Annotated in this window: 29 protein-coding genes and 1 pseudogene; 18 read left to right on the plus strand and 12 right to left on the minus strand. The window is 58.0% G+C overall.

Annotated elements, in window-relative coordinates:
• Positions 1 to 47 precede the first annotated feature (47 nt).
• From aioR to phoB, 4 genes are all read right to left on the minus strand, one after another.
• Positions 48 to 1,376, minus strand: a complete 1,329-nt coding sequence (gene aioR, locus GB927_RS25170; RefSeq protein ID WP_256119988.1) for an arsenic response regulator transcription factor AioR — start codon at positions 1,374 to 1,376, stop codon at positions 48 to 50.
• Positions 1,366 to 2,832, minus strand: coding sequence for an arsenic sensor histidine kinase AioS (gene aioS, locus GB927_RS25175; RefSeq protein ID WP_094542224.1), 1,467 nt, complete (start codon positions 2,830 to 2,832; stop codon positions 1,366 to 1,368). Before aioS ends, aioR begins: the two co-directional genes overlap by 11 nt.
• Positions 2,829 to 3,689, minus strand: coding sequence for a periplasmic arsenite-binding protein AioX (gene aioX / locus GB927_RS25180; RefSeq protein ID WP_046802483.1), 861 nt, complete (start codon positions 3,687 to 3,689; stop codon positions 2,829 to 2,831). Before aioX ends, aioS begins: the two co-directional genes overlap by 4 nt.
• A 239-nt stretch (positions 3,690 to 3,928) precedes the next feature.
• The gene (gene phoB / locus GB927_RS25185) at positions 3,929 to 4,621 is read right to left on the minus strand and encodes a phosphate regulon transcriptional regulator PhoB (protein ID WP_046802482.1); all 693 of its coding nucleotides are present in this window, start codon (positions 4,619 to 4,621) and stop codon (positions 3,929 to 3,931) included.
• A 303-nt stretch (positions 4,622 to 4,924) separates the two neighbouring features.
• Here phoB and GB927_RS25190 point away from each other — a divergent pair, with 303 nt between their 5' ends.
• The 6 genes from GB927_RS25190 to GB927_RS25215 are packed head-to-tail and all read left to right on the plus strand — an operon-like array spanning position 4,925 to position 10,187.
• Positions 4,925 to 6,022: a PstS family phosphate ABC transporter substrate-binding protein gene (locus tag GB927_RS25190; RefSeq protein ID WP_256119989.1), complete on the plus strand. Its 1,098-nt coding sequence runs from the start codon at positions 4,925 to 4,927 to the stop codon at positions 6,020 to 6,022.
• Positions 6,023 to 6,077: 55 nt separating this feature from the next.
• A complete protein-coding gene (gene pstC / locus GB927_RS25195) occupies positions 6,078 to 7,001 on the plus strand; it encodes a phosphate ABC transporter permease subunit PstC (RefSeq protein WP_046802480.1) in 924 nt (307 codons plus the stop codon).
• Positions 7,001 to 7,948: a phosphate ABC transporter permease PstA gene (gene pstA, locus GB927_RS25200; protein WP_046802479.1), complete on the plus strand. Its 948-nt coding sequence runs from the start codon at positions 7,001 to 7,003 to the stop codon at positions 7,946 to 7,948. The genes pstC and pstA overlap by 1 nt, the downstream gene beginning before the upstream one ends.
• A gap of 17 nt (positions 7,949 to 7,965) precedes the next feature.
• Positions 7,966 to 8,808 carry a phosphate ABC transporter ATP-binding protein PstB gene (gene pstB, locus GB927_RS25205; RefSeq protein WP_082129097.1) on the plus strand — a complete coding sequence of 281 codons (843 nt, stop codon included), beginning with the start codon at positions 7,966 to 7,968 and terminating at the stop codon, positions 8,806 to 8,808.
• A gap of 9 nt (positions 8,809 to 8,817) precedes the next feature.
• The gene (gene phoU / locus GB927_RS25210; protein ID WP_046802478.1) at positions 8,818 to 9,519 is read left to right on the plus strand and encodes a phosphate signaling complex protein PhoU; all 702 of its coding nucleotides are present in this window, start codon (positions 8,818 to 8,820) and stop codon (positions 9,517 to 9,519) included.
• A 5-nt stretch (positions 9,520 to 9,524) separates the two neighbouring features.
• Positions 9,525 to 10,187, plus strand: coding sequence for a winged helix-turn-helix domain-containing protein (locus GB927_RS25215; protein WP_046802477.1), 663 nt, complete (start codon positions 9,525 to 9,527; stop codon positions 10,185 to 10,187).
• A 6-nt stretch (positions 10,188 to 10,193) separates the two neighbouring features.
• On the opposite strand, the gene GB927_RS25220 is transcribed toward GB927_RS25215, so the two are convergent.
• Positions 10,194 to 11,015, minus strand: coding sequence for a metalloregulator ArsR/SmtB family transcription factor (locus GB927_RS25220; protein ID WP_052760298.1), 822 nt, complete (start codon positions 11,013 to 11,015; stop codon positions 10,194 to 10,196).
• A 156-nt stretch (positions 11,016 to 11,171) separates the two neighbouring features.
• Here GB927_RS25220 and phnD point away from each other — a divergent pair, with 156 nt between their 5' ends.
• From phnD to arsH, 10 genes are all read left to right on the plus strand, one after another.
• Positions 11,172 to 12,125 carry a phosphate/phosphite/phosphonate ABC transporter substrate-binding protein gene (gene phnD, locus GB927_RS25225; RefSeq protein WP_046802475.1) on the plus strand — a complete coding sequence of 318 codons (954 nt, stop codon included), beginning with the start codon at positions 11,172 to 11,174 and terminating at the stop codon, positions 12,123 to 12,125.
• A gap of 74 nt (positions 12,126 to 12,199) precedes the next feature.
• A complete protein-coding gene (gene phnC, locus GB927_RS25230; RefSeq protein WP_256119990.1) occupies positions 12,200 to 13,039 on the plus strand; it encodes a phosphonate ABC transporter ATP-binding protein in 840 nt (279 codons plus the stop codon).
• Positions 13,039 to 13,854 carry a phosphonate ABC transporter, permease protein PhnE gene (gene phnE, locus GB927_RS25235; RefSeq protein ID WP_234189474.1) on the plus strand — a complete coding sequence of 272 codons (816 nt, stop codon included), beginning with the start codon at positions 13,039 to 13,041 and terminating at the stop codon, positions 13,852 to 13,854. The genes phnC and phnE (GB927_RS25235) overlap by 1 nt, the downstream gene beginning before the upstream one ends.
• Positions 13,854 to 14,672, plus strand: coding sequence for a phosphonate ABC transporter, permease protein PhnE (gene phnE, locus GB927_RS25240; RefSeq protein WP_234189476.1), 819 nt, complete (start codon positions 13,854 to 13,856; stop codon positions 14,670 to 14,672). The genes phnE (GB927_RS25235) and phnE (GB927_RS25240) overlap by 1 nt, the downstream gene beginning before the upstream one ends.
• A 144-nt stretch (positions 14,673 to 14,816) precedes the next feature.
• Positions 14,817 to 15,176 (plus strand): ArsR/SmtB family transcription factor, encoded by a 360-nt coding sequence (locus GB927_RS25245; RefSeq protein ID WP_003518832.1) that lies wholly within the window; start codon positions 14,817 to 14,819, stop codon positions 15,174 to 15,176.
• Complete coding sequence (locus GB927_RS25250; protein ID WP_256119991.1) at positions 15,173 to 15,613, plus strand: GNAT family N-acetyltransferase; 441 nt, start codon at positions 15,173 to 15,175, stop codon at positions 15,611 to 15,613. Before GB927_RS25245 ends, GB927_RS25250 begins: the two co-directional genes overlap by 4 nt.
• A 15-nt stretch (positions 15,614 to 15,628) precedes the next feature.
• A complete protein-coding gene (locus GB927_RS25255) occupies positions 15,629 to 16,156 on the plus strand; it encodes an arsenate reductase ArsC (RefSeq protein ID WP_234189478.1) in 528 nt (175 codons plus the stop codon).
• Positions 16,156 to 17,214: an ACR3 family arsenite efflux transporter gene (gene arsB / locus GB927_RS25260; RefSeq protein ID WP_234189479.1), complete on the plus strand. Its 1,059-nt coding sequence runs from the start codon at positions 16,156 to 16,158 to the stop codon at positions 17,212 to 17,214. Before GB927_RS25255 ends, arsB begins: the two co-directional genes overlap by 1 nt.
• 3 nt (positions 17,215 to 17,217) lie before the next feature.
• Complete coding sequence (gene arsC / locus GB927_RS25265) at positions 17,218 to 17,643, plus strand: arsenate reductase (glutaredoxin) (protein WP_234189480.1); 426 nt, start codon at positions 17,218 to 17,220, stop codon at positions 17,641 to 17,643.
• Positions 17,570 to 18,346 (plus strand): arsenical resistance protein ArsH, encoded by a 777-nt coding sequence (arsH, locus tag GB927_RS25270; RefSeq protein ID WP_234189481.1) that lies wholly within the window; start codon positions 17,570 to 17,572, stop codon positions 18,344 to 18,346. The genes arsC and arsH overlap by 74 nt, the downstream gene beginning before the upstream one ends.
• Here the strand turns inward: arsH and GB927_RS25275 are convergent.
• From GB927_RS25275 to GB927_RS25290, 4 genes and pseudogenes are all read right to left on the minus strand, one after another.
• Positions 18,347 to 19,140: pseudogene (locus GB927_RS25275) on the minus strand (TSUP family transporter).
• A gap of 72 nt (positions 19,141 to 19,212) precedes the next feature.
• Positions 19,213 to 20,430: an arsenite efflux MFS transporter ArsK gene (gene arsK, locus GB927_RS25280; protein WP_256119992.1), complete on the minus strand. Its 1,218-nt coding sequence runs from the start codon at positions 20,428 to 20,430 to the stop codon at positions 19,213 to 19,215.
• Positions 20,423 to 20,728: an ArsR/SmtB family transcription factor gene (locus GB927_RS25285; protein WP_369431717.1), complete on the minus strand. Its 306-nt coding sequence runs from the start codon at positions 20,726 to 20,728 to the stop codon at positions 20,423 to 20,425. The genes arsK and GB927_RS25285 overlap by 8 nt, the downstream gene beginning before the upstream one ends.
• A gap of 20 nt (positions 20,729 to 20,748) precedes the next feature.
• Positions 20,749 to 21,342 carry a recombinase family protein gene (locus tag GB927_RS25290; protein ID WP_006473461.1) on the minus strand — a complete coding sequence of 198 codons (594 nt, stop codon included), beginning with the start codon at positions 21,340 to 21,342 and terminating at the stop codon, positions 20,749 to 20,751.
• A gap of 155 nt (positions 21,343 to 21,497) precedes the next feature.
• Here GB927_RS25290 and GB927_RS25295 point away from each other — a divergent pair, with 155 nt between their 5' ends.
• Positions 21,498 to 24,473 (plus strand): Tn3 family transposase, encoded by a 2,976-nt coding sequence (locus GB927_RS25295; protein ID WP_256119993.1) that lies wholly within the window; start codon positions 21,498 to 21,500, stop codon positions 24,471 to 24,473.
• A gap of 393 nt (positions 24,474 to 24,866) precedes the next feature.
• Here the strand turns inward: GB927_RS25295 and GB927_RS25300 are convergent, their stop codons facing one another.
• Positions 24,867 to 25,082, minus strand: a complete 216-nt coding sequence (locus GB927_RS25300) for a twin-arginine translocase TatA/TatE family subunit (protein WP_256119994.1) — start codon at positions 25,080 to 25,082, stop codon at positions 24,867 to 24,869.
• A 78-nt stretch (positions 25,083 to 25,160) separates the two neighbouring features.
• Here GB927_RS25300 and GB927_RS25305 point away from each other — a divergent pair, with 78 nt between their 5' ends.
• A complete protein-coding gene (locus tag GB927_RS25305; RefSeq protein WP_256119995.1) occupies positions 25,161 to 25,532 on the plus strand; it encodes a hypothetical protein in 372 nt (123 codons plus the stop codon).
• Between the two features lie 92 nt (positions 25,533 to 25,624).
• On the opposite strand, the gene GB927_RS25310 is transcribed toward GB927_RS25305, so the two are convergent.
• Entirely contained in the window at positions 25,625 to 25,909 is a 285-nt protein-coding gene (locus tag GB927_RS25310; RefSeq protein WP_256119996.1) for a copper-binding protein, read from the minus strand.
• A gap of 17 nt (positions 25,910 to 25,926) precedes the next feature.
• Complete coding sequence (locus tag GB927_RS25315) at positions 25,927 to 26,403, minus strand: cupredoxin domain-containing protein (RefSeq protein ID WP_050747124.1); 477 nt, start codon at positions 26,401 to 26,403, stop codon at positions 25,927 to 25,929.
• Positions 26,404 to 26,411 lie beyond the last annotated feature (8 nt).

The raw sequence follows: 26,411 nt of genomic DNA on the forward strand, positions 1-26,411 counted from the left end.
TTCCACGTGGGGGTTCGGTTTTCCAAACGGCCAGTAACCACGGCTGTTCAGTTGGCCGAACGTTCACTAGCTTCTATTCCGAAACGCGTCATTTTCTCCCAGAGAGTTGTACGAGAAATGCCGAGATGTCCTGCGGCCTGAGAAATCTGTCCGCCGGTTGCGCTTAGCGCCCGCAGGATCTGTCGGCGCTCTGCGGCGTCCCGCGCATCGGAGAGTGTTCCGATCCGCGGCGTATCAGATACTTTGGCAACTTCGGGGAATAGATCCGCCGGCATCACGAGCAGATTTTCCGACAGAGCAGCGGCGCGTTCCAGCCGATTGCGGAGCTCGCGGGCATTCCCGGGCCAACAGTGTTCAAGCATTGCGTCCTCGGCAAGCGTACTGATGCCCCGAACGCAGGTCTCCCTGATCTGCATGATCTCCTCGAGAAAGCGCTGAGCGAGCCACAGGATGTCTTCCTGTCGCTCACGCAGTGGTGCAAGCATGACTGGAAGGGCGGAAAGACGAAAGAACAAGTCCTTTCGAAAGGAACTGCCGTCGCTGCCAATCTCCTGATGGGTGGCACAGACAATGCGTGCCTTGAACGGGATGGATGTTTCGCTGCCGACCCGATGAAACCAACCATCCTCGATGAGACGAAGAAGTTTCGCCTGCAGAACAGGCGGCATATCACCGATCTCGTCGAGGAAGAGAATACCTTCGCCGGCACGTTCCGCGTAGCCGCGATGAAGTTGGTGAGCACCCGTAAATGCTCCTTTCTCGTGGCCGAAAAGCTCGCTTTCCAGCAGTTCGGCTGGAATGGCTGCGCAGTTTACGGCGATGAAAGGGGCGAGCGCACGCTTTGATAACTGATGCAGAAACCTGGCGCTGACTTCCTTGCCAGTGCCGGTCTCTCCCTGAATGAGAACGGGGAGGGGATGAGAGGCATAACGCCGCAACATCTGTTCGGCCTCGCGCATGGCGCGGGAGATGCCGAGGGAGCTATTGGGCTCATCCTGCCGCTTGCTCCTTAAGCTTGATGAGACGCGATCGAGGAAAGTCGTCATGTCGAACGGTTTGGTGATGAAGTCGACCGCACCACTGCGCATCAGACGCACCGCCTGATCTATATCGGCGTAGCCAGACATGAATAAAAAGGGTGTTGCGGTATCGCGGCTGGCCTGGCGGAAAACCTCTTCACCATTCATGTCTGGAAGGCGGATGTCGCAAACGACGAGGTCGAACGATTCAGATCCGCTGGCGAGCTCGCGCATAGCCTGCTCTCCCTTCGTCCACCATTTCACCTTGTGGCCCTCAAGCGAAAGTCGCTGGATGAGCGACTCTCCCATGATGGGATCGTCCTCGAGTATGGCGATGCGCCCTGTTTCACGCTGCATGGCTAGTTTCCTCCCCAGGAATCAATATCGGCAAGTGTAATTCAATGACGGTCAGGCCGGCTTCGGTCCTCGACAAACGGATATGTCCGCCGGCTTCATCCACCAGCTTCCGGACCATCCACAGGCCAAGCCCTCCAGCTGACTGAGCGGCGGGCCATGGATCTGGCGATGTAAGGACATTGGTTGCGGCCTTCGGCAGGCCCGGCCCCGTATCGGCAACGGAGAGGATCAACGTCGAGCCGTCTTCCTTGAGGCATGTCTCCACAAAAATCGTGCCGTCATCGCCCGCGGCGGCGCTTGCATTTAGCACGAGGTTCAAAAGTGCTTGCCGCACAGTCGAGCCGGGCAGGGCAGATAGGGTGAGATTGGATGGGCTGCTCACCCAGTGCATCGTTTGTCTACGGCTCAAAATGACGGGGCCAGCCAGTAGGCGCACATCTTCCAGATCCTGTAGGACGAGAGGCTTTCCGGAGCGGTCCGGCCGGTATGTTGCCAGTGCTGCCTGTACAACATCGCGAATACCGCCGAGACCACGTTCCAGAAGGGACACACTGGTGCTCCGTACGCCTTCGTTTGCCCCATGTCGCTTCAACGTGTCGATGGAGTTGAACAGTCCTCCGAGCGGATTATTGATCTCGTGGGCCATGCTGGATGCGAGCCGTCCTAAACTGGCAAGCTTCTCCTCCTCGGCCAATCGACGCGTGAGTGCGCTGCGCTGCTGCTCGGCTTGTACCAAAGCGTTGAAGCCATGAAACAGATCGGCGAGTTCACCCGCGCGATACGGAAATTCTTCAGCTGGAATGGTATAGGGCTGTCCGGCCGCACCAGAGCGCATGTGTTGTGCCAATGTCGCCACCGGCCTGACCATACGTCTGGTCAAGACGTATCCAACTGCGGCAAACACGAATGCCAACACAGCATTCGTCGCAAGAAGCGTCTGGAGAACCTGGCGCCTTTCCGCGACAAGATGGGTGATGTCGAAAGAGGCGTGTACGGTCCCGATCGACTTTCCCTGATAAAGGAGCTGCCTGATCCCGAACCCGGTGTTCGACTGCCATTCGATGCGGATTTCATCGTCATTGCCTCGGTCAGCGAAGGCCGGGGGAACTTCGGAAAGTACCGGAATAGCGTGCGGATCGCTGGAAGCCAGTACCATGCCATCACGTCCAGTCACGACCGTCTCGATCGGAGACACGGCCGCAAACATCGTACGGGTGCGGTCGAGCAGGTCATAGGTTTCCCATACGTCCTGCCGCAAAACAGCCGGGATAAGAGCGGTAGACAAGCCATCGAAATAGGTTCCCACGACGCCGTTCAGATGCTGTTCCTGCATGTCATGAAGGCGAGCCAATACGCGTTCAGAGATGATGAGGCTGACGACGATCATCAGGGATGCCACCATTACCGGGACCCGAACCGTCAAGGGAATGCCGCGAACGCGCTCGATGAGGCTCACCCCAGCCTCCGAACTCGTTCCATGTTGACCGCGATACTTTCGTAGCTTTCGGGTGGAACCTGAGTGAACCCGTCAAGCTGGAGGCGCTCAAGCACCGTTCGGCCCAGCTCGTCGCTGTGCATTTGCAGGAGCGCGTTTCTTATTCTGGCAACCGGCTGGCTTTCCCGCTGTCGTGCGGCGGCTGCGATGGGCGGGAAGCCGTGCCAGTCAGACTTCACCAGCACCCTCGTTTTCGAGAGCAGTTCCGGTTCGGTCTGTTCCATGACTTCCCAGACGTACCCATCAACGCTCCCGGAATCGGCAAGGCCGGAAGCCACTGCCCGGATCACATTGCGGTGGCCGTAGGTAAAAAATGACTTGCGAAAGAAGCCTTCCTCGGAGACGCCGCGTTCGGCCAGATAGGTTTTCGTGACGAGGTAGCCGGAATTGGAATCGGGGTCGGAGAACGCATGAATATCCCCACGACAGTCATCAAAGGCCTGGATGTCACGATGTCGACCAACGATGAGGTAGGATTGGTAAAGCGGCTTATCACGCCACAATGGCGTGGCAACCAGCTCCAGCTCCTCCCGGAACTTCATGAACGGGTAGCCGCAAATCCAGGCGGCCTCAAGATTCCCCGAGACCAGGAGGGCAGTGACTTCCTGGTAGGTACGCTGTGTGACAAGTTGTACTTCTTGACCGACAGCGCGGACTAGGTAGGCCTGTAGTTCGTCCAGCACTTCCAGGTCATTCGATAGAAAGACGGGTGTCAACCCAAACCGGATCACACCAGGTCGCGGCGGCACGGACAGCAACTCGCTTCCCGCAGGCGATCCGGCGAAGCATATCGCGGACAAAGCTCCGCCTATCGCCATACGGCGCGAGATACGACACTTGTCGGCGTACCGACCGCGCGTGTGGTCTCGATTTGACACCGACGACCTCCCTCAGCTCTCCTCCAGAGCCTAAATCAATTGTACTGTCATCAGACAGATTGTCCAACCGCTCCTCCGGGATTGAGGTGCTGGTTGCATGGATCTCAGGATTTCGCTCGCTACCACCTTTTTGCAACTATCCGGGACGGGTGCAGACACAGACCGGGAGCGGTGAAATTTTAATTCAAACCTGTATCCATTGAATAACCGGCGCCTCTGACGGTCCGGATCAGGTCTGGCTTGTTGGCAAAGTTAAGGGCTTTTCTGAGCCGGCCGACATGAACGTCGACCGTTCTTTCGTCTACATAGAGATCGTGACCCCAAACGCCGTCAAGGAGCTGTGCTCGGGAGAAGACGCGCCCCGGCGACGCCATGAGAAAATCGAGGAGACGGAACTCGGTCGGACCGAGCCTGACTTCACGGCGCTCGCGATGGACACGATGGCTTTCCCGGTCAAGCTCGATGTCAGCATAGCGCAAAATGGACGAGATCAATGCTGGTTTGGAACGCCTCAGCAGAGCTCTCACCCTGGCCATAAGTTCCGGAGTCGAGAATGGCTTCACCAGATAGTCATCCGCACCTGTCGCCAATCCCCGCACACGCTCTGTCTCCTCCCCCCGTGCCGTCAGCATAATGACGGGGAGCCGCTCCGTGTTTGGTCTGGCGCGTAGACGGCGGCAAAGTTCGATTCCGGATACACCGGGAAGCATCCAATCCAGAATTAGCAGATCCGGCACGCTTTCCTGAAGAACTATGTCAGCCTCTTCGCCGTGGCCGATTGTCTCGACAAGGTATCCTTCGGCCTCGAGGTTGTAGCGGAGCAGAACACTCAGCGCTTCCTCGTCTTCGACGATCATGACCTTTGGGGACATCAGCTTCGCTCCTTAGTTTCGCGGCTGTCAGGCGATTTATTACAGTGACGCTTCAGTTTTGTGACAAACGCAAAATATCTAGAAATCTGGAAATATGATTGTCATCGTGAGGATTTCGGGATATCCTGCAAACCTCTCGCCATCATGGGTGCATCATGAGCGACGCATCTCTACGGTTAAATTCAGGATAATCTTTCGTCAAATCATGTGTTAATCAAGTAAAAACCTTCCAGCTCAAATATCAATCTATCCGGATATACCATACTATACTTGATTGACATAAAACTGTCATCCAACAATACTATGACCGCCCTGCGTTCGCGGATGTCGCGTTCAGCTTTTCTGAATTCACAGAGGGTCGTCATGACACACAACACGAAAACCTTTCGCCCGGCGCGCGCCGCCTTCGCCTCTTCCGCAGCTTCGATCGTTACTCTCAGCCTCCTCGTTGCCCCGTCTTTTGCGCAGCAGGCGCCGACAGTGCTGATCGACGGCTCGAGCACCGTATTCCCCATTTCCGAAGCCATGGCTGAAGAGTTCCAGAAGGCTCAAGCCGGCAAGACGCTGGTGACCGTCGGGTCTTCTGGCACGGGCGGTGGCTTCAAGAAGTTCTGCCGCGGCGAAACCGACATCACCGGCGCTTCCCGTCCGATCAAGTCCGACGAGATCGAGCTGTGCAAGCAGAACGGCGTGGAATTCATCGAGCTGCCTGTCGCAATCGATGCTCTCGCAACGATCGTAAACCCGGCGAACGACTGGGCGACGTGCATGACCGTCGAGGAACTGAAGAAGATTTGGGAACCCGAAGCACAGGGGAAGGTCACGAACTGGAACCAGGTCCGCGGCGAATTCCCTGACGCCAAGCTCGGCCTCTTCGGCGCCGGCACGGATTCCGGAACCTACGACTACTACACGTTCGCCATTAACGGCAAAGAGCATGCCAGCCGCGGTGATTATACCGCGACAGAGGACGACAACATCACGATCCAGGGCGTCGGCGGCGACAAGAATGCGATCGGCTTCCTGGGTCTCGCCTATCTGACCGAGAATGCTGGCAAGGTGAAGGCTGTCGAAATCAAGCAGGCCGACGGTTCGTGTGTAGCGCCGTCGATCGAGACAGCAACCGATGGCACCTACCAGCCGCTTACCCGTCCGCTGTTCTACTACGCTTCCAAGAAGGCGGCCGACGAGAAGGAACATGTGCGCGCATTCGCCGAGTTCCTGTTCGACGCCAAGAACCAGGAAGAACTGGTCAGCGAGGTCGGCTACGTCGCCCTGCCTGCCGAAGCAGCTGGCCTTGCTCTGAAGAAGTTCGAAAAGCGCGTCACCGGCAGCCACTTCGAAGGTGGGTCCAAGGTTGGCGTCACCGTTACCGATCTCGTCGCAGACGCAGCGAACTAATCCCGATCGTTCCAGCAGCCGCGCGCAATCGCGGCTGCTGATTCCGGAGAACAAGATGTCAACGACGCTCGACGCCTATCATCCAAGCGAAGCATTTCTGAAACGCCGACGTTTCATCGACCTGACGATGCGCGTCTTGCTTTTCTTGTCCGCCGCACTCTCGGTGTTTGTGACCGCGGCAATCATTTACGTGCTCGTAAGTGAGTCCTGGAATTTCTTCACTGAAGTGTCCTTGTGGACCTTCCTCACGGATACGGAATGGACGCCGGTCTTTTCGCAGCCGCGATATGGCATTTTGCCGCTTCTTACAGCGACACTCTGGGCCGCGGGGATCGCGATCCTGATTGCCATCCCCTTGGGAACTAGCCTCGCCGTCTACCTCAGTGAGTATGCGCGCCCGGCCGTCCGCGAAACCGTAAAGCCGGTGCTGGAATTGCTTGGTGGCGTCCCGACTGTCGTCTTCGGTTACTTTGCTCTTTTGTTTATCACGCCGCTCCTCCAGACGTTCATACCCGGGCTGACGGGTTTCAATCTCCTTGCTCCGGGGATCGTGCTCGGCATCATGATCATGCCCTACATCGTCTCGATCAGCGAAGATGCCATGCGAGCGGTTCCTGCTTCGCTGAGGGAAGGGGCCTATGCCTTGGGCATGACAAGGCTGCAGACCTCTTTCAAGGTGATCATTCCAGGAGCCTTCTCCGGCATAACTGCCGCATATCTTCTGGGCATGTCACGGGCGGTTGGCGAAACAATGGTTCTTGCTATCGCTGCAGGTCAGAATCCGAATCTGACGGCCGATCCTCGTGAAGGTGCAGCGACAATTACATCATACATCGTGCAGATGAGTCTCGGTGACCTGCCTCACGGCTCGCTAGCCTACCAAACCATTTTCGCAGCAGGCCTCGCACTCTTCGTCCTGACGCTGTTCTTCAACATCATCGGCTTCTTTCTTCGCCGTCGCTTCCGGGAGGCTTACTGATGACTATCAGCGCCGACAGCCCTATCGTACTTCAGGACAAGGATCCGCAGGCTCTACTTGTCAGTCGCGCAAGGCGAAACGACCTTGTCTTTGCCAGCATGGGCCTAGTCATCCTGTTCGTGGTGATGGCATTTTTGATCGCGCTCATCGCCGATCTCTTTTATGATGGCCTTGGACGCATCGACTACGCCTTCCTGACGGAGTTTCCGTCGCGGCGCCCGGCAAGCGCAGGCATTCTTTCGGCTTGGGTCGGGACATGCCTCGTCATGTTCGTCACGGCGCTACTGGCAATTCCGCTCGGTGTGGGTGCGGGCCTCTATCTGGAAGAGTACGCCAGGAAGAACTGGCTGACTGACGTCATCGAGATCAACGTCACGAATCTCGCCGGCGTGCCGTCGATTATCTACGGTTTGCTCGCACTTGGCTTCTTCGTCTATCTCGCGGATCTCGGCCGTACGGTGCTTGTCGCCGGTATGGTGCTGGCATTGCTGATCCTCCCGATCGTCATCGTTGCAACGAGAGAAGCCATCCGGGCGATACCGCAGACAATCCGCGAAGGTGCCTTCGGCCTCGGGGCCGACAAATGGCAGACGATGTGGCACTACATTCTACCGGCTGCAAGACCTGGGATTCTAACTGGTGCAATCGTCGGATTGTCTCGCGCTATCGGGGAAACCGCACCGATCATAACGATCGGCGCCCTTACATTTATCGCCTTCCTGCCGCCTTCTCCCGTCGGCGCAAGCTTTCCCTTCATCAACTTTGACTGGCTCAATGCGCCATTCACCGTGATGCCCATCCAGATGTTCAATTGGATATCGCGGCCGCAGGCAGCGTTCCACGTCAACGCGGCGGCCACTGGCGTGGTGCTCATGTTCATGACGCTTGGCATGAATGCCATCGCCATCTGGATACGCTTCCGGCTTCGACGCAAGCTCGGCCTTTAACTGAGATCGGACAAAAAATGAACGATACAACCACTGCCGTGAGGCCTGCGAAAGCGGGACTGCAATCCAGCTCCAAGCGCAACATATTGATCCATCCAGAACGACTGCGCGCTGAGGTGAGGGATCTGGATTTCTGGTACGGGGACTTTCACGCTCTAAAGAAGGTTAACCTTCCGATCGCCGACAAGCAGGTGACCGCCTTGATCGGGCCGTCCGGTTGCGGCAAGAGCACATTGCTGCGATCGTTCAATCGCATGCACGATCTTTATCCGGGCAACCGGTATGAAGGTGCGATCGAACTGCTGCCAGAAAAACAAAATCTGGTCTCGACCGGAATCGATCCGATCCTGATCCGGTTGCGCATCGGGATGGTTTTCCAGAAACCGAACCCCTTTCCAAAGTCAATTTACGAGAACGTGGCGGCGGGTCTGCGGGTTCGCGGTATCGCAAAGAAAGCCCTGCTTGATGAGCGGGTTGAGCAGGCTCTCCAGGGTGCCGCTCTCTGGAATGAAGTAAAGGACCGCCTCCATCAATCGGCTTATGGTCTGTCCGGCGGTCAGCAGCAGCGTCTGTGCATCGCTCGTACGCTTGCCCCCAACCCAGAGATCATTCTCTTCGACGAACCGACATCGGCCCTTGACCCGATCGCCACCGCAAAAATCGAGGAGCTTATCGCTGAATTGCGAGACCAGTACACGATCGTCATCGTCACGCACAACATGCAGCAGGCAGCGCGGATATCGACATACACCGCCTACATGCACCTCGGCGAGATGACCGAGTACAACGCGACGAATGAGTTCTTCACAAATCCGCAGAATGAGAAAACGCAGCAGTACATCACCGGACGCTTCGGTTGAGGGGGAAACATGACGATGGATCACACTATTCGAGCTTTCGACGAAGAACTACAGGACCTGACCGGACAAGTATCCGATATGGGGCGAATTGCTGCCGCGCTCCTCGACAAGTCCGTCAATGCTCTCATCGGCAATGACAAGACACTGGCAGATGAGGTCGTAAGAGCCGACCTTCAACTCGATGCGATGCAGAGAACCGCCGAAACGGCGGCTGTGCAAATCATTGCTCGGCGCCAACCCGTCGCGAACGACCTGAGACGGATCGTCGGCGCGATGCGCATGGTATCAAACCTGGAGCGTGTAGGCGATCTCGCGAAGAACATCGCCAAGCGCGCAGCAATCATGGATGCCTCACTTAACAGGGGCGTTGTCTCTGCCGGGTTCAGCACACTAGCCGAAGCCGCCAAAATGCAGCTGGCTGGCGCGCTCGATGCTTTCCAGAACAACGACGCGAAGACGGCATCTCAAGTCCGCCTCCAGGACGAGCACATCGATGTACTCTATAACGGCCTCTTTCGAGAACTCCTGACATACATGATGGAAGACCAGCGCTCGATCACATTGTGCGCTCACCTCCTTTTCTGCGCCAAGAACCTCGAGCGGGTCGGAGATCATGCTACCAATCTCGCTGAGACCGTCGAGTACATCGTGACGGGCGATGATGTTTCGATTGATCGCCCTCGCGCCGAAACTGTTGTTGCGATGGAGTAGGCTTCATGCCGAGCGTCGTTATCGTACAGGAAGATATTGGCGTTGGCTCGATCCTGGAAGCAAGCTTCCGCGAGGAAGGTTATATCGCCGGGGTATGTGGACTGGCCGAGCAGTGTGAACGTATGGTCGCGGAGAGACAACCAGATCTGGTCGTCGTCGATTCGGTAAGCCGTGCGACCAATCTCCGTCAGTCGTTTATGAAAATGCGAGCCCATGTGCGAAGAAGGCAGTTGGCGATTATTGTCTTGGGCGGAGAGGCGCTGCCCAAGCCCCTTTTTGATGCCGGAGCCGACGATTACTTGCCGCGCCCCTTTTCCGTTCAGGAACTTCTGGCTCGCAGCAATGCGCTCCTTGAGCGTTCATGCTCGAAGACGACCAGGATCTTGAACCATCGCGAGATATCCCTGAACCTCGAAACGCACAGGGTTTCGCGTAAGGGACGGGAGATTCACCTTGGTCCGACGGAATATCGTCTCCTGCAGACGATGCTGACAGAACCGTCTCGGCTCTTTTCGCGGCGCGAAATTCTCGAGATGGTATGGAACGACACGAGCCGGGACGAACGCATCGTTGATGTCAGCATCAAAAGATTGCGGAAGTCCTTGAACATCGGAAGCAAGGGAGACGCAATCCGTACTGTGCGCGGCTGCGGCTACGGCCTGCAGTAATAGCGATCAGCGTGGACTGTTTCCGATTGCCTTCAACTGCGTCTGAAGGGACATCCTGTCGATCGACTCAATCGGAAGTGCCGTGAAGACTGAGAGCCTGTTGGCGATAGCGTCTGCTGCCCGGCGAAAGGCGGCAAGCCTTTGCAGTTCAGTTCCCTCAGCAAGCGCAGGATCGTCGATAGCCCAGTGCGCTGTAAAAGGCTGACCGGGCCAGGAGGGGCATTGCTCCCCCGTCAGTGTGTCGCAAACGGTGAAGACGAAATCCATAGAGACACGGTTAAGACCCTTGAACTCGTCCCAGCTTTTGGGTTTTAGGTTCTCGACCGGACAGTCCATCTTCCGGAGTGTTGCGAGTGTCATTGGATGCACCGCATTTGCGGGAAGATTTCCCGCAGAGAACGCCGCAAACCGCATTGGCGCCATCTTGCGTAGAATGGCCTCCGCCATGATCGATCTGGCAGAATTTGCGCGGCATAGGAAAAGCACATTAAATATTCTTGGGACCTGTTGGTCTGGCTCGATTCTCGTCAAAGAGGTTCTGCCAGCCAACGGGGTGAAGTCAGTCGCCAAAAACTCGACAAGCCTCCAGACAAGTTCGGTATTCGGCCGATAAATTATCGTGGTGCCAACGCGTTGGGTTTGGACCAGTCCGGCGCGCTTCAACACGTTAAGATGAGACGACATCGTATTTTGAGGTATGTCGAGCAGTCTTCCGATGTCGCCTGAGGGCAATCCCTCCGGCGAATGATCCAGAAGAAGACGCAGTGCATCAAGTCGGGTGGTTTGCGCGATGGCTGCAAACGCCTCTACGATAGCTGATTTTTCCATAAGTCTGGATATATAGATTTTCGTTCAGTTGAGCAAGTTGCGTTCCCTTGGCGGGCGCCAATAAATCCGTATTTCTGGAAATGTGCAGTTCTGTCATATTTCTGTAGCGCAAGTGCCGAATAAGCGGGTGTCTGTTTTGGATCGATGGAGAACCTGATGAAAAAGCTCGTGGCCGCACTGGCGATATCCGTAGCATTTGCAATGCCTGCCCAGGCGGATTTCAAACTCGACGCTCGTTACGCGGACGCCGACGGCGATATGGTCGCCGACATTCCGACCGATGCCAGCCAGCTTGTGGACCCGGATACGCTGGTATTCGCCTACACCCCGGTCGAAGACCCGGCCGTTTACGCCGATGTCTGGAAAGGCTTCCTCGATCACCTCGCGGAAAAGACAGGCAAGAAGGTTCAGTTCTTCCCGGTTCAGGAAAATGCGGCTCAGATCGAAGCCATGCGCGCCGGTCGCCTGCACGTTTCCGGCTTCAATACTGGCTCGAATCCGATCGCTGTCGCCTGCGCCGGGTTCCGGCCGTTCGCGATGATGGCTTCGAAGGACGGCGCCTTCGGCTATGAAATGGAGATCATCACCTATCCAGGCTCTGGGGTTGAGAAGATCGAAGACGTGAAGGGCAAGAAACTGGCCTTCACCGCTGAGACGTCCAATTCTGGTTTCAAGGCACCCTCGGCATTGTTGAAGTCCGAGTACAAGCTCGAGGCAGGTAAGGATTTTGAGCCGGTGTTCTCCGGCAAGCACGACAATTCGGTCCTCGGCGTCGCCAACAAGGACTACCCGGCTGCGGCTGTCGCCAATTCCGTCATGAAGCGCATGATCGCCCGTGATGTCGTCAAGGCAGACCATATTGTCTCAATCTTCAAGTCGCAGACGTTTCCGACCACGGGTTATGGCGTGGCCCACAATCTGACCCCGGAACTGCAGGAAAAGATCAAGGATGCCTTCTTCTCCTATGACTGGGAAGGTTCGGCGCTCTTGAAGGAGTTCCAGACCTCGGAGCCGCCGCAGGAAAGCTTCATTCCGATCTCCTTCAAGGAAAACTGGTCTGTCGTTCGTCAGATCGATGAAGCCAACGGCGTCACCTACGAGTGCAAATAAGCACGTTTGACCAATAGGCGCCGGGTCGTATTCGCGACCCGGCGCTTACTCATGTGTGAAGGCGGGGAACGATCATGCTCAGGATTACGGGGCTCACGAAAACCTACAAAACAGGTGACAAGGCGCTGAACGGGATTAACTTGCAGATTCCTGCCGGCCAGGTCGTGGGGCTGATCGGTCCCTCAGGCGCCGGTAAGTCAAGCCTCATCCGCTGCGTGAACCGTCTTATCGAACCAACGGCCGGCAAAATCTTTCTTGGCGAACGCGATGTTACCGCGTTGTCGCGGTCTGATCTCAGGGTCGCTCGCCGTCGTATTGGCATGATCTTCCAGGAATATGCTCTGGTTGAGCGGCTGACCGTGATGGAAAACGTGCTCTCCGGTCGGCTCGGCTATGTGCCCTTCTGGCGCAGCTTTTTACGTCGCTACCCCGCCGACTACGTACAGAACGCATTTGCGCTTCTGGATCGCGTTGGTTTGACGGCTCACGCCGACAAGCGCGCCGATGCTCTTTCAGGCGGTCAGCGTCAGCGCGTCGGGATTGCACGAGCGTTGGAGCAAGACCCCGAGCTGCTTCTTGTCGATGAGCCGACAGCTTCGCTTGACCCCAAGACCTCACGGCAGATCATGCGGCTGATCGTCGAGATTTGCCGGGAGCGCAATTTGCCGGCCGTCATCAACATACACGACGTTCTGCTGGCCCAGGCGTTCGTGCAACGGATCGTCGGCCTGCGCGCCGGTGAAGTGGTCTTCGACGGCACGCCTGATCAACTCGACACAGCTGCACTCACCCGCATCTACGGCGAAGAGGACTGGGTTGCCATGCAAATGCAAGCTCAGGATGACGCCGAAGACGAGCGTCTGGCCTTGGTTGAACGCGAACGGGCGGAAGAGCGCATGGCGGGAGCCTTCTGATGGCCGAGGTCGTTTCGACGCGCTATCCGGCAAGGTGGCGGCGACCTCCAATGTTCCTCAAATCCAAGGCTATGCGTTGGTTGGTCTATGGTGGTTTGCTGATTTACGTCGTTGCTGCCGTGGCAACCATCGACGTAAACTGGGCCCGTGCCTACGAAGGTCTCGAGCGCGGCTGGCGTTTCCTCCAAGGTTTTCTGGTCCCGGATTTCTCCACGCGCTGGCGCGACATCGCACAGGGACTTGAAGAGAGCCTGACGATGACTGTGACCTCCACAATTGCCGGGATTCTTGTTTCCATTCCGATTGGCATGGGAGGCGCACGTAATCTCGCGCCAGCGCCAGTCTACTACGCGTGTCGCTCGATTATTGCTACTTCGCGCGCTTTCCAGGAAATCATCATCGCGATCCTGTTGGTCGCGATGTTCGGCTTCGGCCCCTTTGCCGGCTTCCTGACACTCACATTCGCGACGATCGGCTTCATCGCAAAGCTGCTTGCAGATGCTATCGAAGAAATCGATGAATGGCAGGTCGAGGCCATCCGTGCCACCGGGGCATCGTGGCTGCAACTCGTCAATTATGCAGTCCAACCGCAAGTGATGCCGAGACTTATCGGACTTTCGCTTTACCGGTTTGACATCAATTTTCGTGAATCCGCTGTCATCGGTATAGTTGGGGCAGGTGGTATTGGTGCAACGCTCAACACGTCGATCGATCGATACGAATACGATAGCGCGGGTGCCGTGCTGATCCTCATCATCGTCATCGTCATGCTCGCCGAATTCGGCTCGAGCCTTATCCGCAAGCGGGTTCAATAATGCCAGTTTCACACTCTCTCGACGGCAACAACACATGGCGTAAGCTCACACCAAGGCGCGAGCTAATCCAGTGGATCGGTTGGCTGATGCTCGTAGCATTTTTCGTGTTCTGCTGGCAGATCATGACAAAAGACACGATTTGGGCCTTCATCTACGATGCTCCCCGCCAAGGCGGCGACATTCTCAGCCGCGCCTTTCCGCCTCGTCTGTTCTATTTGAGCGAGCTTATTGCTCCTCTTTGGGACACGCTTAATATGGCAACGCTCGGAACGCTGGCCGGCACTTTGCTGGCCGTTCCGATCGCGTTTCTCGCTGCACGCAACACGACGCCGAGCCTGCTCGTGCTTCGGCCAATCGCGCTTTTTCTAATCGTCGCCTCACGCTCCATCAACTCGCTGATCTGGGCATTGCTTCTTGTCTCGATTCTCGGGCCTGGCCTGCTCGCAGGCATCATCGCGATCGCTTTGCGGTCGATAGGCTTCGTCGGCAAACTTCTTTATGAAACCATTGAGGAAATCGACCAGACGCAGGTTGAAGCCGTATCATCAACCGGCGCAAGCCGCATGCAGGTGATCGACTACGCGATTGTGCCTCAAGTCCTGCCATCGTTCCTCGGGATTACCGTGTTTCGTTGGGATATCAACATTCGGGAATCAGCTATCCTTGGCCTGGTTGGCGCCGGCGGGCTCGGCCTCAAGCTTCAGTCCTCCCTCAACATGTTGGCGTGGCCCCAAGTGACGACGATCTTCATCATGATTCTCGCTACAGTAGTCCTGTCCGAATGGATTTCTGCCGCGGTACGGAAGGTGATTGTGTGAGCTTGGAATAAAGGTACTTCATGCGCGACGCGCGACCGGTCCAATCGGTGTGGCATAGCTTCGCTCCCGTCTTGATGAAACGGTAGGTAGGTTTTAGACCGACAAAACTGTTGACTTCGTCCACATTTCCAGTAATCTGGATATATGGAACAGGAACAGGCAATTCTCGCCCTTGCGGCGCTCGCGCAACCAACCCGTCTTGAGACTTTTCGATTGCTCGTACAACACGCGCCGGAAGGACTGCCGGCCGGCGATATAGCGCGTGCGCTTGTGGTGCCGCAAAATACCATGTCGGCGCATTTGAACATTCTGTCGCGGGCAGGGCTCGTGTCTTCGCAAAGGCATAGCAGGATCATCATGTATCGCGCCGAAATCGAACAGCTTCGTGACATGACGCTGTTCCTTTTGAAGGATTGCTGCGGCGGTTCGGCCGAATTGTGTGCTCCACTCATTGCCGAACTTACGCCTTGCTGTACTCCGGCCTCACAGGACAGTCTGGCATGAGTGCGCTCAGTATCGAACGCGTGGACGGGAGCGATCTCGATCTCAGACAAGCGCTTCTAAGTGCCGATTTGCCGACGGATGACACCGAAGACGAGGGACGCGCCTTTTTCAGGATCGTTTCCGATGACGGCAAGGCAGTCGGTTTTGCGGGTCTCCAGGCATGTGAGGGTGACCAGCTTCTCAGGTCGGTTGTTGTTCTGCCTGGTCTGAGAGGAGAAGGTCTGGGCAGTGCGGCCGTCTCGGCGGTTCTGGCGACTGTCGAGGCGGGCAGTGATGTTTTTCTTGCGACCACAAACGCATCGTCTTTTTTCGCCCGCCTCGAGTTTATCCAGGTTCAACGGGAAAATCTGCCGGCAGCAGTGCTCGCGACCCGGCAGCTTTCCTCTCTTTGCCCATCATCGGCGACCATCATGAAATTTATCCGACCGCCGACTTAACCACGGATCACAGATATGACCGACAAGACCTATAACGTGCTCTTCCTGTGCACGGGCAATTCCGCTCGTTCTATTCTCGCCGAAGCCATCCTCAACAAGGAAGGTGGCGGCCGCTTCAATGCTTATTCTGCTGGCAGTCAGCCAAAGGGCGAAGTCAATCCGCACGCACTCAAAGAGCTCGCTGCGCTCGGTTACCCGTCGACGGGCTTTTCTTCCAAAAGCTGGGACGTGTTCGCCGAACCGGGTGCGCCGCAAATGGATTTCATCTTCACCGTGTGTGATAGCGCCGCCGGTGAAGCCTGCCCGGTATGGATCGGTCACCCGATGACAGCCCATTGGGGTGTCGAGGATCCGGCCGCCGTTACGGGATCCGAAGTCGAAATCCAGCGCGCATTTGCCCAGGCCGCACGGTTCTTGAAGAACCGTATCACGGCATTCCTCAGTCTCCCTCTCGCATCGATCGATCGCCTGGCCCTCGAAACACGGCTGCGGCAGATCGGGACGATGGAGGGAACCACCAATGCGCAAGGAAAGTCCGCCTGATGTCGACGTTCGAAAGATATCTGACCGTTTGGGTCGCACTGTGCATCGTGGTCGGGATTGCGCTCGGCCATTTCATCCCCGGCGTTTTTCAGGTCATCGGTGCAGCTGAAATTGCGAAGGTGAACATTCCTGTCGCCATTCTTATCTGGCTGATGATCATTCCGATGCTCATCAAGATCGACTTCCGCTCGATGGCGCAGGTTGGCAGCTACTGGCGCGGTATCGGCGTCACTCTCTTCATCAACTGGGCGGTGAAGCCGTTTTCGATGGCGCTTCTTGGCTGGCTGTTCATCGGCTGGCTGTTCAGGCCCTATCTGCCAGCCGACCAGATCGATTCCTATATCGCCGGATTGATCATCCTCGCTGCGGCCCCCTGTACCGCCATGGTGTTCGTCTGGTCGAACCTGACGCGGGGCGAGCCATTGTTCACGCTCTCCCAGGTGGCGCTCAACGACGCCATCATGATCATTGCGTTCGCGCCGATCGTCGGCCTTCTGCTCGGTCTGTCCGCCATCACCGTCCCCTGGGATACGCTGGCGATTTCCGTCGGGCTCTACATCGTCGTGCCCGTCATCATCGCGCAGGTTCTGCGAAGCCGTCTGACCACAGGCGGAACATCCGCTCGCCTCGACCGGATGCTGGAGACCCTGCAGCCGCTTTCACTCGTGGCACTTCTCGCAACCCTCGTCCTGCTCTTCGGCTTTCAGGGTGAGCAGATCATTGCTCAGCCAACGATCATCGCGCTACTGGCAGTCCCGATCCTGATCCAGGTCTATTTCAACTCCGGACTTGCCTATATCCTCAATCGCATGTCGGGCGAGCGGCACTGCGTCGCCGGACCATCCGCACTGATCGGCGCCAGCAACTTCTTCGAACTTGCCGTCGCTGCCGCGATCAGCCTCTTCGGCTTCCAGTCGGGTGCAGCGCTCGCCACCGTCGTTGGCGTGCTGATCGAAGTGCCGGTCATGCTCTCGGTCGTCTGGATCGTGAACCGTTCGAAGGGCTGGTACGAATCGGCCCCTGCCGTTTCCCGCAACGAGATTTCTCAAAGGACTTAGATCATGGACGTCACAATCTATCACAACCCTGCTTGCGGCACCTCGCGTAACACGCTTGAGCTCATTCAGCATGCTGGTATCGAACCCACTGTCATCGAATATCTGAAAACCCCACCCAGCCGCGAGCAGCTCGCAAAAATGATCTCGGATGCGGGTCTCACTGTTCGCGGCGCCATCCGCGAGAAGGGCACACCCTACGCTGAGCTCGGCCTTGATAATACGGAGCTGAGCGACGACCAGCTTCTCGATGCGATGATCGAAACGCCGATCCTGATCAACCGGCCTTTCGTTATCACACCGATGGGGACAAGGTTGTCGCGCCCATCTGAGGTCGTGCTCGATATATTGCCAGCGGATGCGTTCAAGGGTCCGTTCAGCAAGGAAGACGGCGAGCAGATCCTCGACGAGGAAGGAAAGCGCATTGTCTAATACATTTCCCGCATTGCAGGAGCGGCATCTGCATCAAACAGATCTCGATGCCCTTCGTCCGGCCTTCTCGACGCACAAACCCCGGATATTGATCCTCTACGGATCGCTCCGCGAGGTGTCGTACAGTCGTCTGCTTGCGTTGGAAGCTCAACGGCTGCTGGAGAGGCTGGGGTGCGAAGTGCGGATTTTCGATCCGAAGGGACTACCGCTTCCCGACGAGGCTCCCGTCAGCCATCCGAAGGTACAGGAGCTGCGTGAGCTATCGGAATGGTCGGAAGGCCAGGTGTGGGTCAGTCCCGAGCGCCATGGCGCCATGACCGGGATCATGAAGTCGCAGATCGACTGGATCCCCTTGTCGATCGGGTCCGTGCGGCCGACACAGGGCAAGACGCTGGCCGTCATGGAAGTGTCCGGTGGCAGCCAGTCGTTCAACGCCGTCAATCAGATGCGGATTCTGGGGCGGTGGATGCGAATGATCACCATTCCCAACCAGTCCTCGGTTGCCAAGGCCTACCAAGAATTCGACGCCGATGGCCGGATGAAACCATCCTCCTATTACGACCGCGTGGTCGATGTGTGCGAGGAACTGGTCAAGTTCACGCTGCTGACCCGGGATGCTTCGCCCTATCTGACAGAGCGCTACAGCGAACGGAAGGAACAGGCGGCGGAGCTTGAAAAGCGGGTTTCGCTGAAATCGATCTGATTACGTATGCCGCCACACCTTAACGGCTGAAATTAGAAGGATCACTGCGAGCGCGGGCAGGAGCACCGCGCTTGCGACCAGCCCAAGTAGAAGGCCCCCGACGAAGGTTCCAATCGTGGATCCGGCGGCCATCACCAGAAGGAAGGTCCTGTTTTGTCCAAGGACCGAAAAGCTGCTGTCGCGACTATAACGAGAGAAGCCGGCGATCATGGTCGGCAGGCTCACCGCAAGCGACAAGCTGCCCGCGAGCTTGATGTCAGCGCCGAATAGCAGAACGAGTGTCGGAATGAGAAGCTCGCCTCCTGCGACTCCCAGGAGAGAGGCGACAACTCCGATCAGGAAGCCGACGACAATCCCTGCTACCACCTGCGCCCACCCCTGGAGAAGCGGTTGATCGGTCACGGCATCATGACGATCGCGATTGCGACCAGGAGGATCGCCATCACCTTGTACAACGTCTCGGACCGGAGGCGGGTTGCCCACGCGGCTCCCACCCACGCGCCGGCAAGGCTTCCCGCAAGCAGGTTGACAACGATATACCAGTGATCCGCGATTGCGCTGAATGGAACTGTCGCAGCCCGGAAGGGCAGCGCGGTCGCGACGACGACGAGGCTCATAGCTTTGTTCAAGATCACGGCCTCGAGCGCTGCGAAGTTGAACCATCCGATCAGAAGGGGAAGACGAAACTCTGCGCCGCCCAGTCCGATAAGGCCGCCCAGAACACCGATGATTCCGCCGCCCGCGAACGCAGAAGCGAGTTTCCTTCGTCCGAGACTGTCTACTGTGTCTGACACGTGGCGCCCTTCATGCAATCCAGGAAATTGCTAATTTAGTATAGTTCCGTTGATTTCAGGACAAGCACAGCGTCAGGTGTTATTAGCAGCAATTTTAGGCTCCATCCTCGATGACGCCGCCACTGCGACAAATGCAGCGATACTGATCGCTCCGAGGCAAGCGTTTGCTATCAGCGCAAAGTTCAGGCCGATGTGCTCCATGGCTGCCGCAAAGACGAAGGGAGCGCCTGCTCCGACGGCCAGACGGGCTGCCGCCATCTTGCCAGTGACTTCACCATAGCCGTTCGACCCGAACAGATAGAGCGGCAGGCTGCCCTGTGCTATGCTGTTGATGCCGGAGCCCAAGCCCAGGCAGATCGCGAACGCGACGGCGCCTGGAAGCCAGTTGCCGGTCGCCAGCAGGATCAAGACGCCCAGTACGATCAACACTGCGGAAAGAACTGCAAGTGCCGGTGGAGACAGGCTTTTCCCAAAGATCATGTTGATCAGGCGGCTCAACACCTGCGCGGGACCAAAAAGTGACCCGATCACCACGGCCGCTGCGCCAAGCCCGATCGATCCGAGCATCGGCACCATGTGGGCGAGAATCGCCGCCAGCGTGAAGCCCAGCAACGCGAAGGCAAATGAGACGAGGATCATGCCCCGACGTCTCGCATGCGGTGCAACAGCGCCGACGACCGTTTCGCGCGTGCGGACGGCCGGATCGACGTTCACCGCCGTTTTCCCTACGCGCATGATCCAGTAGTGAAGCGGCATGCAGAGGAACAGGTTCAAGCCTGCAAAGACGAGGTAGATCTCGCGCCAGGACAGGTATCCGGACAGTGCCGCCGAGATGGGCCAGAAGATCGTCGACGCGAAGCCGCCGATCAGGGTCAAATAGGTGATGCTGCGGGATGCAGATCGCGGATCGCTCTCGACCAGTGCCGCGAACGCAGCTTGGTACTGCACCATTCCGGACGATATCTCGAGCAGGATGATGGCGACGGCAAAGATGGCGATGGATGGCGACCATGCGCAGAGCGCCAATGTCAGAGCGGCAAGCACGGAGCCGATCGTCATGACGGTTGCGGCGCCGATCCTGTCCATCTGCCGACCGACATAGGTGGCGGAAAGGCCGCCTATGAACAGGGACGCGGAAAACACTCCGAACACCTCAGCCAGCGTAAGACCGAGATCCGCGGCCATGCCCGGCGCGAGGATGCTGAAGCTGTAGTAGAGAGTTCCGTAACCGATGATCTGTGTGAGGCCGAGAGCGGAGACGATCCCCGCAGGTACGCGGTTCTTATGCAACGACGGAGCCCTCGGGGGATGTTGTGTCAGTAGAACAGCACGCTCCGGACCGCTCGACATTCTCTCGAATGGCCGGATGTCCGGAGCAGCAATCGTCCATCAGGAAATTGACTAGGTCTGCCAGGGCTTCGTAGCTCGCACTGTAGATGATCGACCGCGACTCCCGCCTCTGCATAATCAGGCCTGACCGTTCCAGTTCCTTGAGGTGGAACGAGACATTCGTGGGCGAAACACCCATGCGTTCCGCAATGACGCCGGCGGCAAGGCCATCGTGGCCAGCAACCAGGGGTCGGAACAAGGTCTGTTCAAAATCCTGCGCTAAGGTCGAACGGACCGTGACCCCTCGTCTCGAACCCGCATAATGGTCTGCCGGCTGGTCGCGAATTTCCTTGCTATCGCCGAAACGCTCATGCCCGTCGCGAGATCGTTGCGGACACCCTGCTTCTGTTCATCGCTGAGCGTGAAGGGTCGGCCGAGGGTCTTGCCTTCCGACTTGGCGCGCTTGAGACCGGATTGCGTCCGCTCGATCAGCAAATCCCGCTCGAATTGGGCGACGGCATTGAGCACATTCATGGTCATGGTGCCGGCCGAGCCGGTGAGGTCGGCGCCGCCGAGCGCGAGGCAATAGACCCTCACGCCCATTTCGGCCAGTGTTCTGACGGTGGTGCTGACGTCGATCGCATCACGCCCCAGGCGGTCGAGCTTTGTCACGATCAGAATGTCGCCGGATTCCAGCTTGTCCATGAGTCGGGAAAAGCCGCGGCGTTGCGCGATGGCGGTGCTGCCGGAAACCGTCTCGGTGACGATCCGGCGCGGTTCGACCTGGAAGCCGGCGGCTTCGATTTCCTGAATCTGGTTCTCGGTCGTCTGGCCGGTCGTGGAGACGCGGACATAGGCGAAGGTGCGTGGCATGAGGGCAATTTTGTCCGAATAGGCTGTCCAAAATATCGCCTCTGTTCATAAATTTGTCAAGATAATTTCTGGACAGGGTGTTTTACCCCTGTACGCAAACGTCCGTTTCCGGACAGAGGTTTGGCCACCAGCGCATATTGTAAGGAGTAAGAACGGTGGCCCGGCGGACGCTTCTCAAGCCTCATGATCGACAAGAGCTTGTCGGTATTCCAACTGACGAAGACAGTCTGATCCGTCATTATTCCCTGTCCCCGGCAGATCGACTCGAAATCGAGGTTCGCCGTCGCGAGCATAACCGGCTGGGATTTGCGCTGCAGCTCTGCCTGATGCGTTATCCCGGCCGTGCGCTTATTGCCAACGAAGCCCTTCCCATGCCGATGCTCAACCATGTTGCTGAGCAAGTCGGAGCCGACCCGGCGTCATTCGAATTGTATGCTCGCCGCGAAGAAACACGCATGAACCACGTCGCGCGCCTGTTGGGCTATCTCGAAATGAGAAGCCCGACAGGCGAGGATCGACGCGCGGCGCTCCTGGCAGCTATCGAAACAGCTTCAACGACCGACAAGGGAGCGGTGATCGCAAACGCAATCATCACCATGTATCGGGAGCGCCGGGTTCTGCTGCCGGTGGTGACCATGATCGAGCGCATGGGGTTGGCAGCGCGCGCAATCGCCCGCCGCCGTGCCGAGGCCGCGCTGATCTCGGATCTCGATCCGGACAAGCTCGAAGCCCTCGATGCCCTGCTGGACGTTGATCCTGCAATAGGTCAGACGCGCTTTCACTGGCTGCGTTCCGCGCCCGATGCACCGGGAGCGGGGAATTTGGTCGGTTTGACGGAGCGTATCATGTTCCTGCGTTCGCTCGGGATCGATCCACGCTTACAGGCCCGCATCCCCTCCGGACGATGGGACCAGATGGTCCGGGAAGGTGATGCAGCACCGGCCTGGCTCGCCGGCGAATTTGGCGCCAGCCGCCGGCGTGCGACGATCGTGGTGCAGATTATCAAGCTCGGCCAGAAGCTCACCGACGATGCAATGACCATGTTCATCAAGCTGATGGGCCGGCTGTTCTCCCAGGCGAACAACCGGAGAAAGCAGCGTCACATGAACGCCCGCATGGAAACGTCCAAGGCGCTGCGACTGTTCCTCGACACGATCGTTGCCTTGCAGGCCGCCAATGATGCCGATGAAGATGCGATCGAGACGGTAAACCGGCAAGTCGGCTGGCATCGGCTGCTGCAGATCAAGCCCGGTCTCGAGGCGATGGTGGAGAGCGCCAACGCTTCGCCGCTGGTGCTGGCGGCCGAGCAACATGGAAACATCCGCAAGTTTGCCGGCGCTTTCCTTCAGGCATTCACGTTCCGCTCGCGCCGTCGGCACGATCCGCTGCTTGCGGCGGTCGCGACCCTGAAAATGCTTTATGTGGAGGGACGCCGTGTTCTGCCGGATCGCGTGCCGGTCGGCCATCTGGGTGCGAACGAAAGGAAACTGGTCTTCGAGGATGGCAAGCCGGATCGGCGGCTTTATGAAATCGCCACCTTCGCTCATTTACGGGACCGGCTGCATTCGCGCGATGTGTGGGTCGAGGGCAGCCGGTCATTCCGGCCGATAGACGAAGATCTCATGCCGAAGCCAACCTTTGTCGCCCTGAGGGGGCAAGATCAGCTTGGCCTCGGTGTCCAGACCGACTGCGCTGCCTGGCTCGCGGACGTCCGGGAGATGATGGACGTCAACCTCAAACGGCTGGCCTGGCGCGCCCGTTTCGGCAAGCTCGATGGCGTCAGGATGGAAAACGGCACGCTGATCGTGACGCCGCATACCAGCGATGCTCCCGCCGCGGCGGAAGCCATCAATGCCGAAATCACGGAGATGTATCCTCTGGTCGAGGTGCCCGATCTCCTGCGGGAAGTGCATGAGTGGACCGGGTTTGCCGACCAGTTCACTCATGTCCGGACGGGAGATGCGCCGCAAAACATCGCCGCCATGCTGGCCGGCGTGCTTGCCGATGGCACGAATCTCGGCCCGAAACGCATGGCTGGGGCGTCGAAGGGGATCAGCGCCCACCAGATCGGCTGGATGCGCAGCTTCCATGCCCGCTCCGAAACCTATCGGGCCGCGCAGGCCTGCGTCACCGATGCCCATACCCGCCATCCGCATGCGCAAATTTGGGGCGACGGAACGACAGCCTCATCCGATGGGCAATTCTTCCGCGCCAGTGACCGGGCCGCAAGGCGCAGCGACATCAACCTGCATTATGGCAGCGAGCCGGGCTCGAAGTTCTACAGCGGGCTTTCCGACCAATACGGCTATTACAGCATCCTGCCGATCAGCCCGACCGAAAGCGAGGCCGTCTATGTGCTCGACGGCCTGTTCGACCACGACACGGTTCTGGAGATCGAAGAGCTGTTCACCGATACCGGCGGCGCCAGCGATCATGTTTTTGCGCTGTTCTGCCTGATCGGCAAGCGCTTCGCGCCGCGCCTTCGCAATATCAAGGACCGGAAACTGCACACCTTCGAGAAGGCCGATATCTATCCGGCGCTGGCAAATCATATCGGCGTGCCGATCAACACCGCCCTCATCATGGACCATTGGGACGAACTCCTGCGCCTTGCCGCGTCGATCACGACGCGCACCGTCGCGCCGTCGGCGATCCTCAAGAAGTTCTCCGCATCGTCGAAATCCAGCGATCTCGCCAAAGCGTTGCGCGAACTCGGCCGCATCGAGCGCACCCTGTTCATGATCGAGTGGTATTCCAGCCCGGCACTGCGTCGGCGTTGCCAGGCCGGGCTCAACAAGGGCGAGGCCGCTCACAAGCTCAAACGCGCCGTCTTTTTCCATGAGCGCGGCGAGATCCGTGATCGCTCCTTTGACAGCCAGGCCTTCCGAGCTTCCGGTCTCAACCTGGTGGTCAGCGCCATCGTCCATTGGAACACCGTCTACCTCAGCCGGGCAACGGCTCATCTGCGCCAGCAAGGCCGAAATAACCCCGACGAGTTGCTGAAACACGTCTCGCCCCTCAGTTGGGAGCACATAAATCTCACCGGCATCTATTCATGGGACACCGAGCAGCAGATGTCCGAAGGCTTCAGGCCCTTGCGACTTGCCAGAAAAATCCTCCGCGCCGCGTGATGTTCAGGGTCCGTTCGAGCTTAGCGCAGGATTTTGAACAGACCTTGTTCTGCCCCCTTGTCCGACGAAGTCCGGGTTGCGGGCTGCTGCGTCGATTTGTTGTGCACTTTTCGCCATATGTAGGGCCTCCCGAGCCTCGTTGCGTGCAGCGCCATTGACCAATTCCCGTTGAAGTAGTGAAGCATTGTCTGGCGGTGAACGCAAACGCCGCCGGCGTGCGTTGTGCTGACCCGCAACCGTGCCGGGGCTTGCCTGAGACGCTCGGTTGACCGTGGCTGTCGACCAAGCCGACGGTGCGCTGCACTCGAGTCGTCCCAAGCCGTTTGCCTCGGCGCACTTCCGACGATCTGGATAACCTTCGCGCCATGCTTCCTAGATTTTCCTCGGTGTCCCCTATGTCGAAGCGTTGCGCGGCAATACGGCGATCTCGTCCGCCTTGCGGTCTCGCGTCTTCGACTTGTCGGCGGCGGCGGCCCCCTCGTCGGACATGCCCTTCTTGAAGTTCTTGATGCCCTTGGCGACGTCGCCCATCAGTTCCGGAATCTTGCGGCGGCCAAACAGCACCACCACCAGAACGGCATCGCCGGTCTGCCCATTTCCTTGTGTCACATCTGCAGTCGAGTCACTGTTAGCGCAGTACCGTTCGTGGTATAAAGCTGGGGGATCCAATCCCATTGGAGTGGGCTCATGAGGCAGCTCGGCGCGATACTGACAGCGATCACTCTGGCGACGCTTGGAACCGCCAGCGAAGCTCAAGAGCGACAGCCTTTCCATGTTGCCGAGTTCCCGGACAACAGGATTATCAGCTTGGCCATTCTCATGTCTGAAGCGTCTGCCGATTTGCAGTTTGACTACGATGTCGAGGTCGAGCTGACCGAGCAAGACCCGGGCGGCCAGACGATCTTCGCCGACTATGGGCACCATTTGGTTCGGGTGCGGTGCACGGCGCCAAAAGCTGTCAAGGTGGGGAGCGTTCTCTACAAGCTGGAGACGCCTGCTGTGGCGGACGACTGGAAAGGGGACCTCTGGAAGACGCTCTGCTTCCAGCCTGTGTCATAGTAGAGTTCAATGCGGTAGCAACTCAGGATTCAAAGAGAAGTGTTTCCTGTGAGCGAACAGCCGCGCCTCGTGCGAGGCGCGGCCTCGCAGCCTTACTTTACCTGGGTGACGGTCAGCTTGCCATTGACCCGCTCGGCAACGAACTGGACCTTGGCGCCGACCTTGAGCTTTTCCAGAAACGCTTCATCGGCGACTTGGAAAACCATGGTCATCGCCGGCATTTCGAGGCTTTTCAGTTCGTCGTGGATGAGCGTAACCTTCTTTGCCTTCTCGTCCACCTTCTTCACTGTGCCGTTCGTAAACTCCTGGGCGAATGCGCCAGTGGCGGAGGCGAGCGCGATTGCGGCGGCGATGGTGATCTTCGCGATGGTTTTCATATTAGGTTCCTTTCTGATTACTTCTTGGCGACCGTGACGTCGCCGTGCATGCCCGCGTCATAGTGGCCGGGGACCAGGCACGCGATTTTGAAGACGCCATCGTTGGTGAACTTCCAGACGATCTCGCCGGTCTTGCCCGGGGCGAGGCGGATCGCGTTCGGGTCGTCATGTTCCATCTCCGGGAACTTTTCCATGACGGCCTTGTGCTCCATGACTTTGTCTTCCTGGTCGAGAACGAACTCGTGATCGAGTTCGCCAGCGTTCTTGACCGCGAACACGATGGTCTGCCCCTTGCGAACCTTGAAGTTGTTCGGGGTGAAGATCATCTTGCCGTCGTCCGTCTCCTTCATGGTGACGCGGACCGTCTGCGTCGCCTTGGACTTGTCGCCAGGTTCCCCGACGGTCATTTCTCCGTGGCCACCTTCATGGGAGCCCGATGCGAGGACCGGCGTTGCGAGAGTGGCCAGCAGGAGGCCAATGAGTACAGTTTTCATAATTCTGT

The sequence above is a fragment of the Shinella lacus genome (assembly GCF_010994755.1).
GTDB lineage: Bacteria > Pseudomonadota > Alphaproteobacteria > Rhizobiales > Rhizobiaceae > Shinella > Shinella lacus.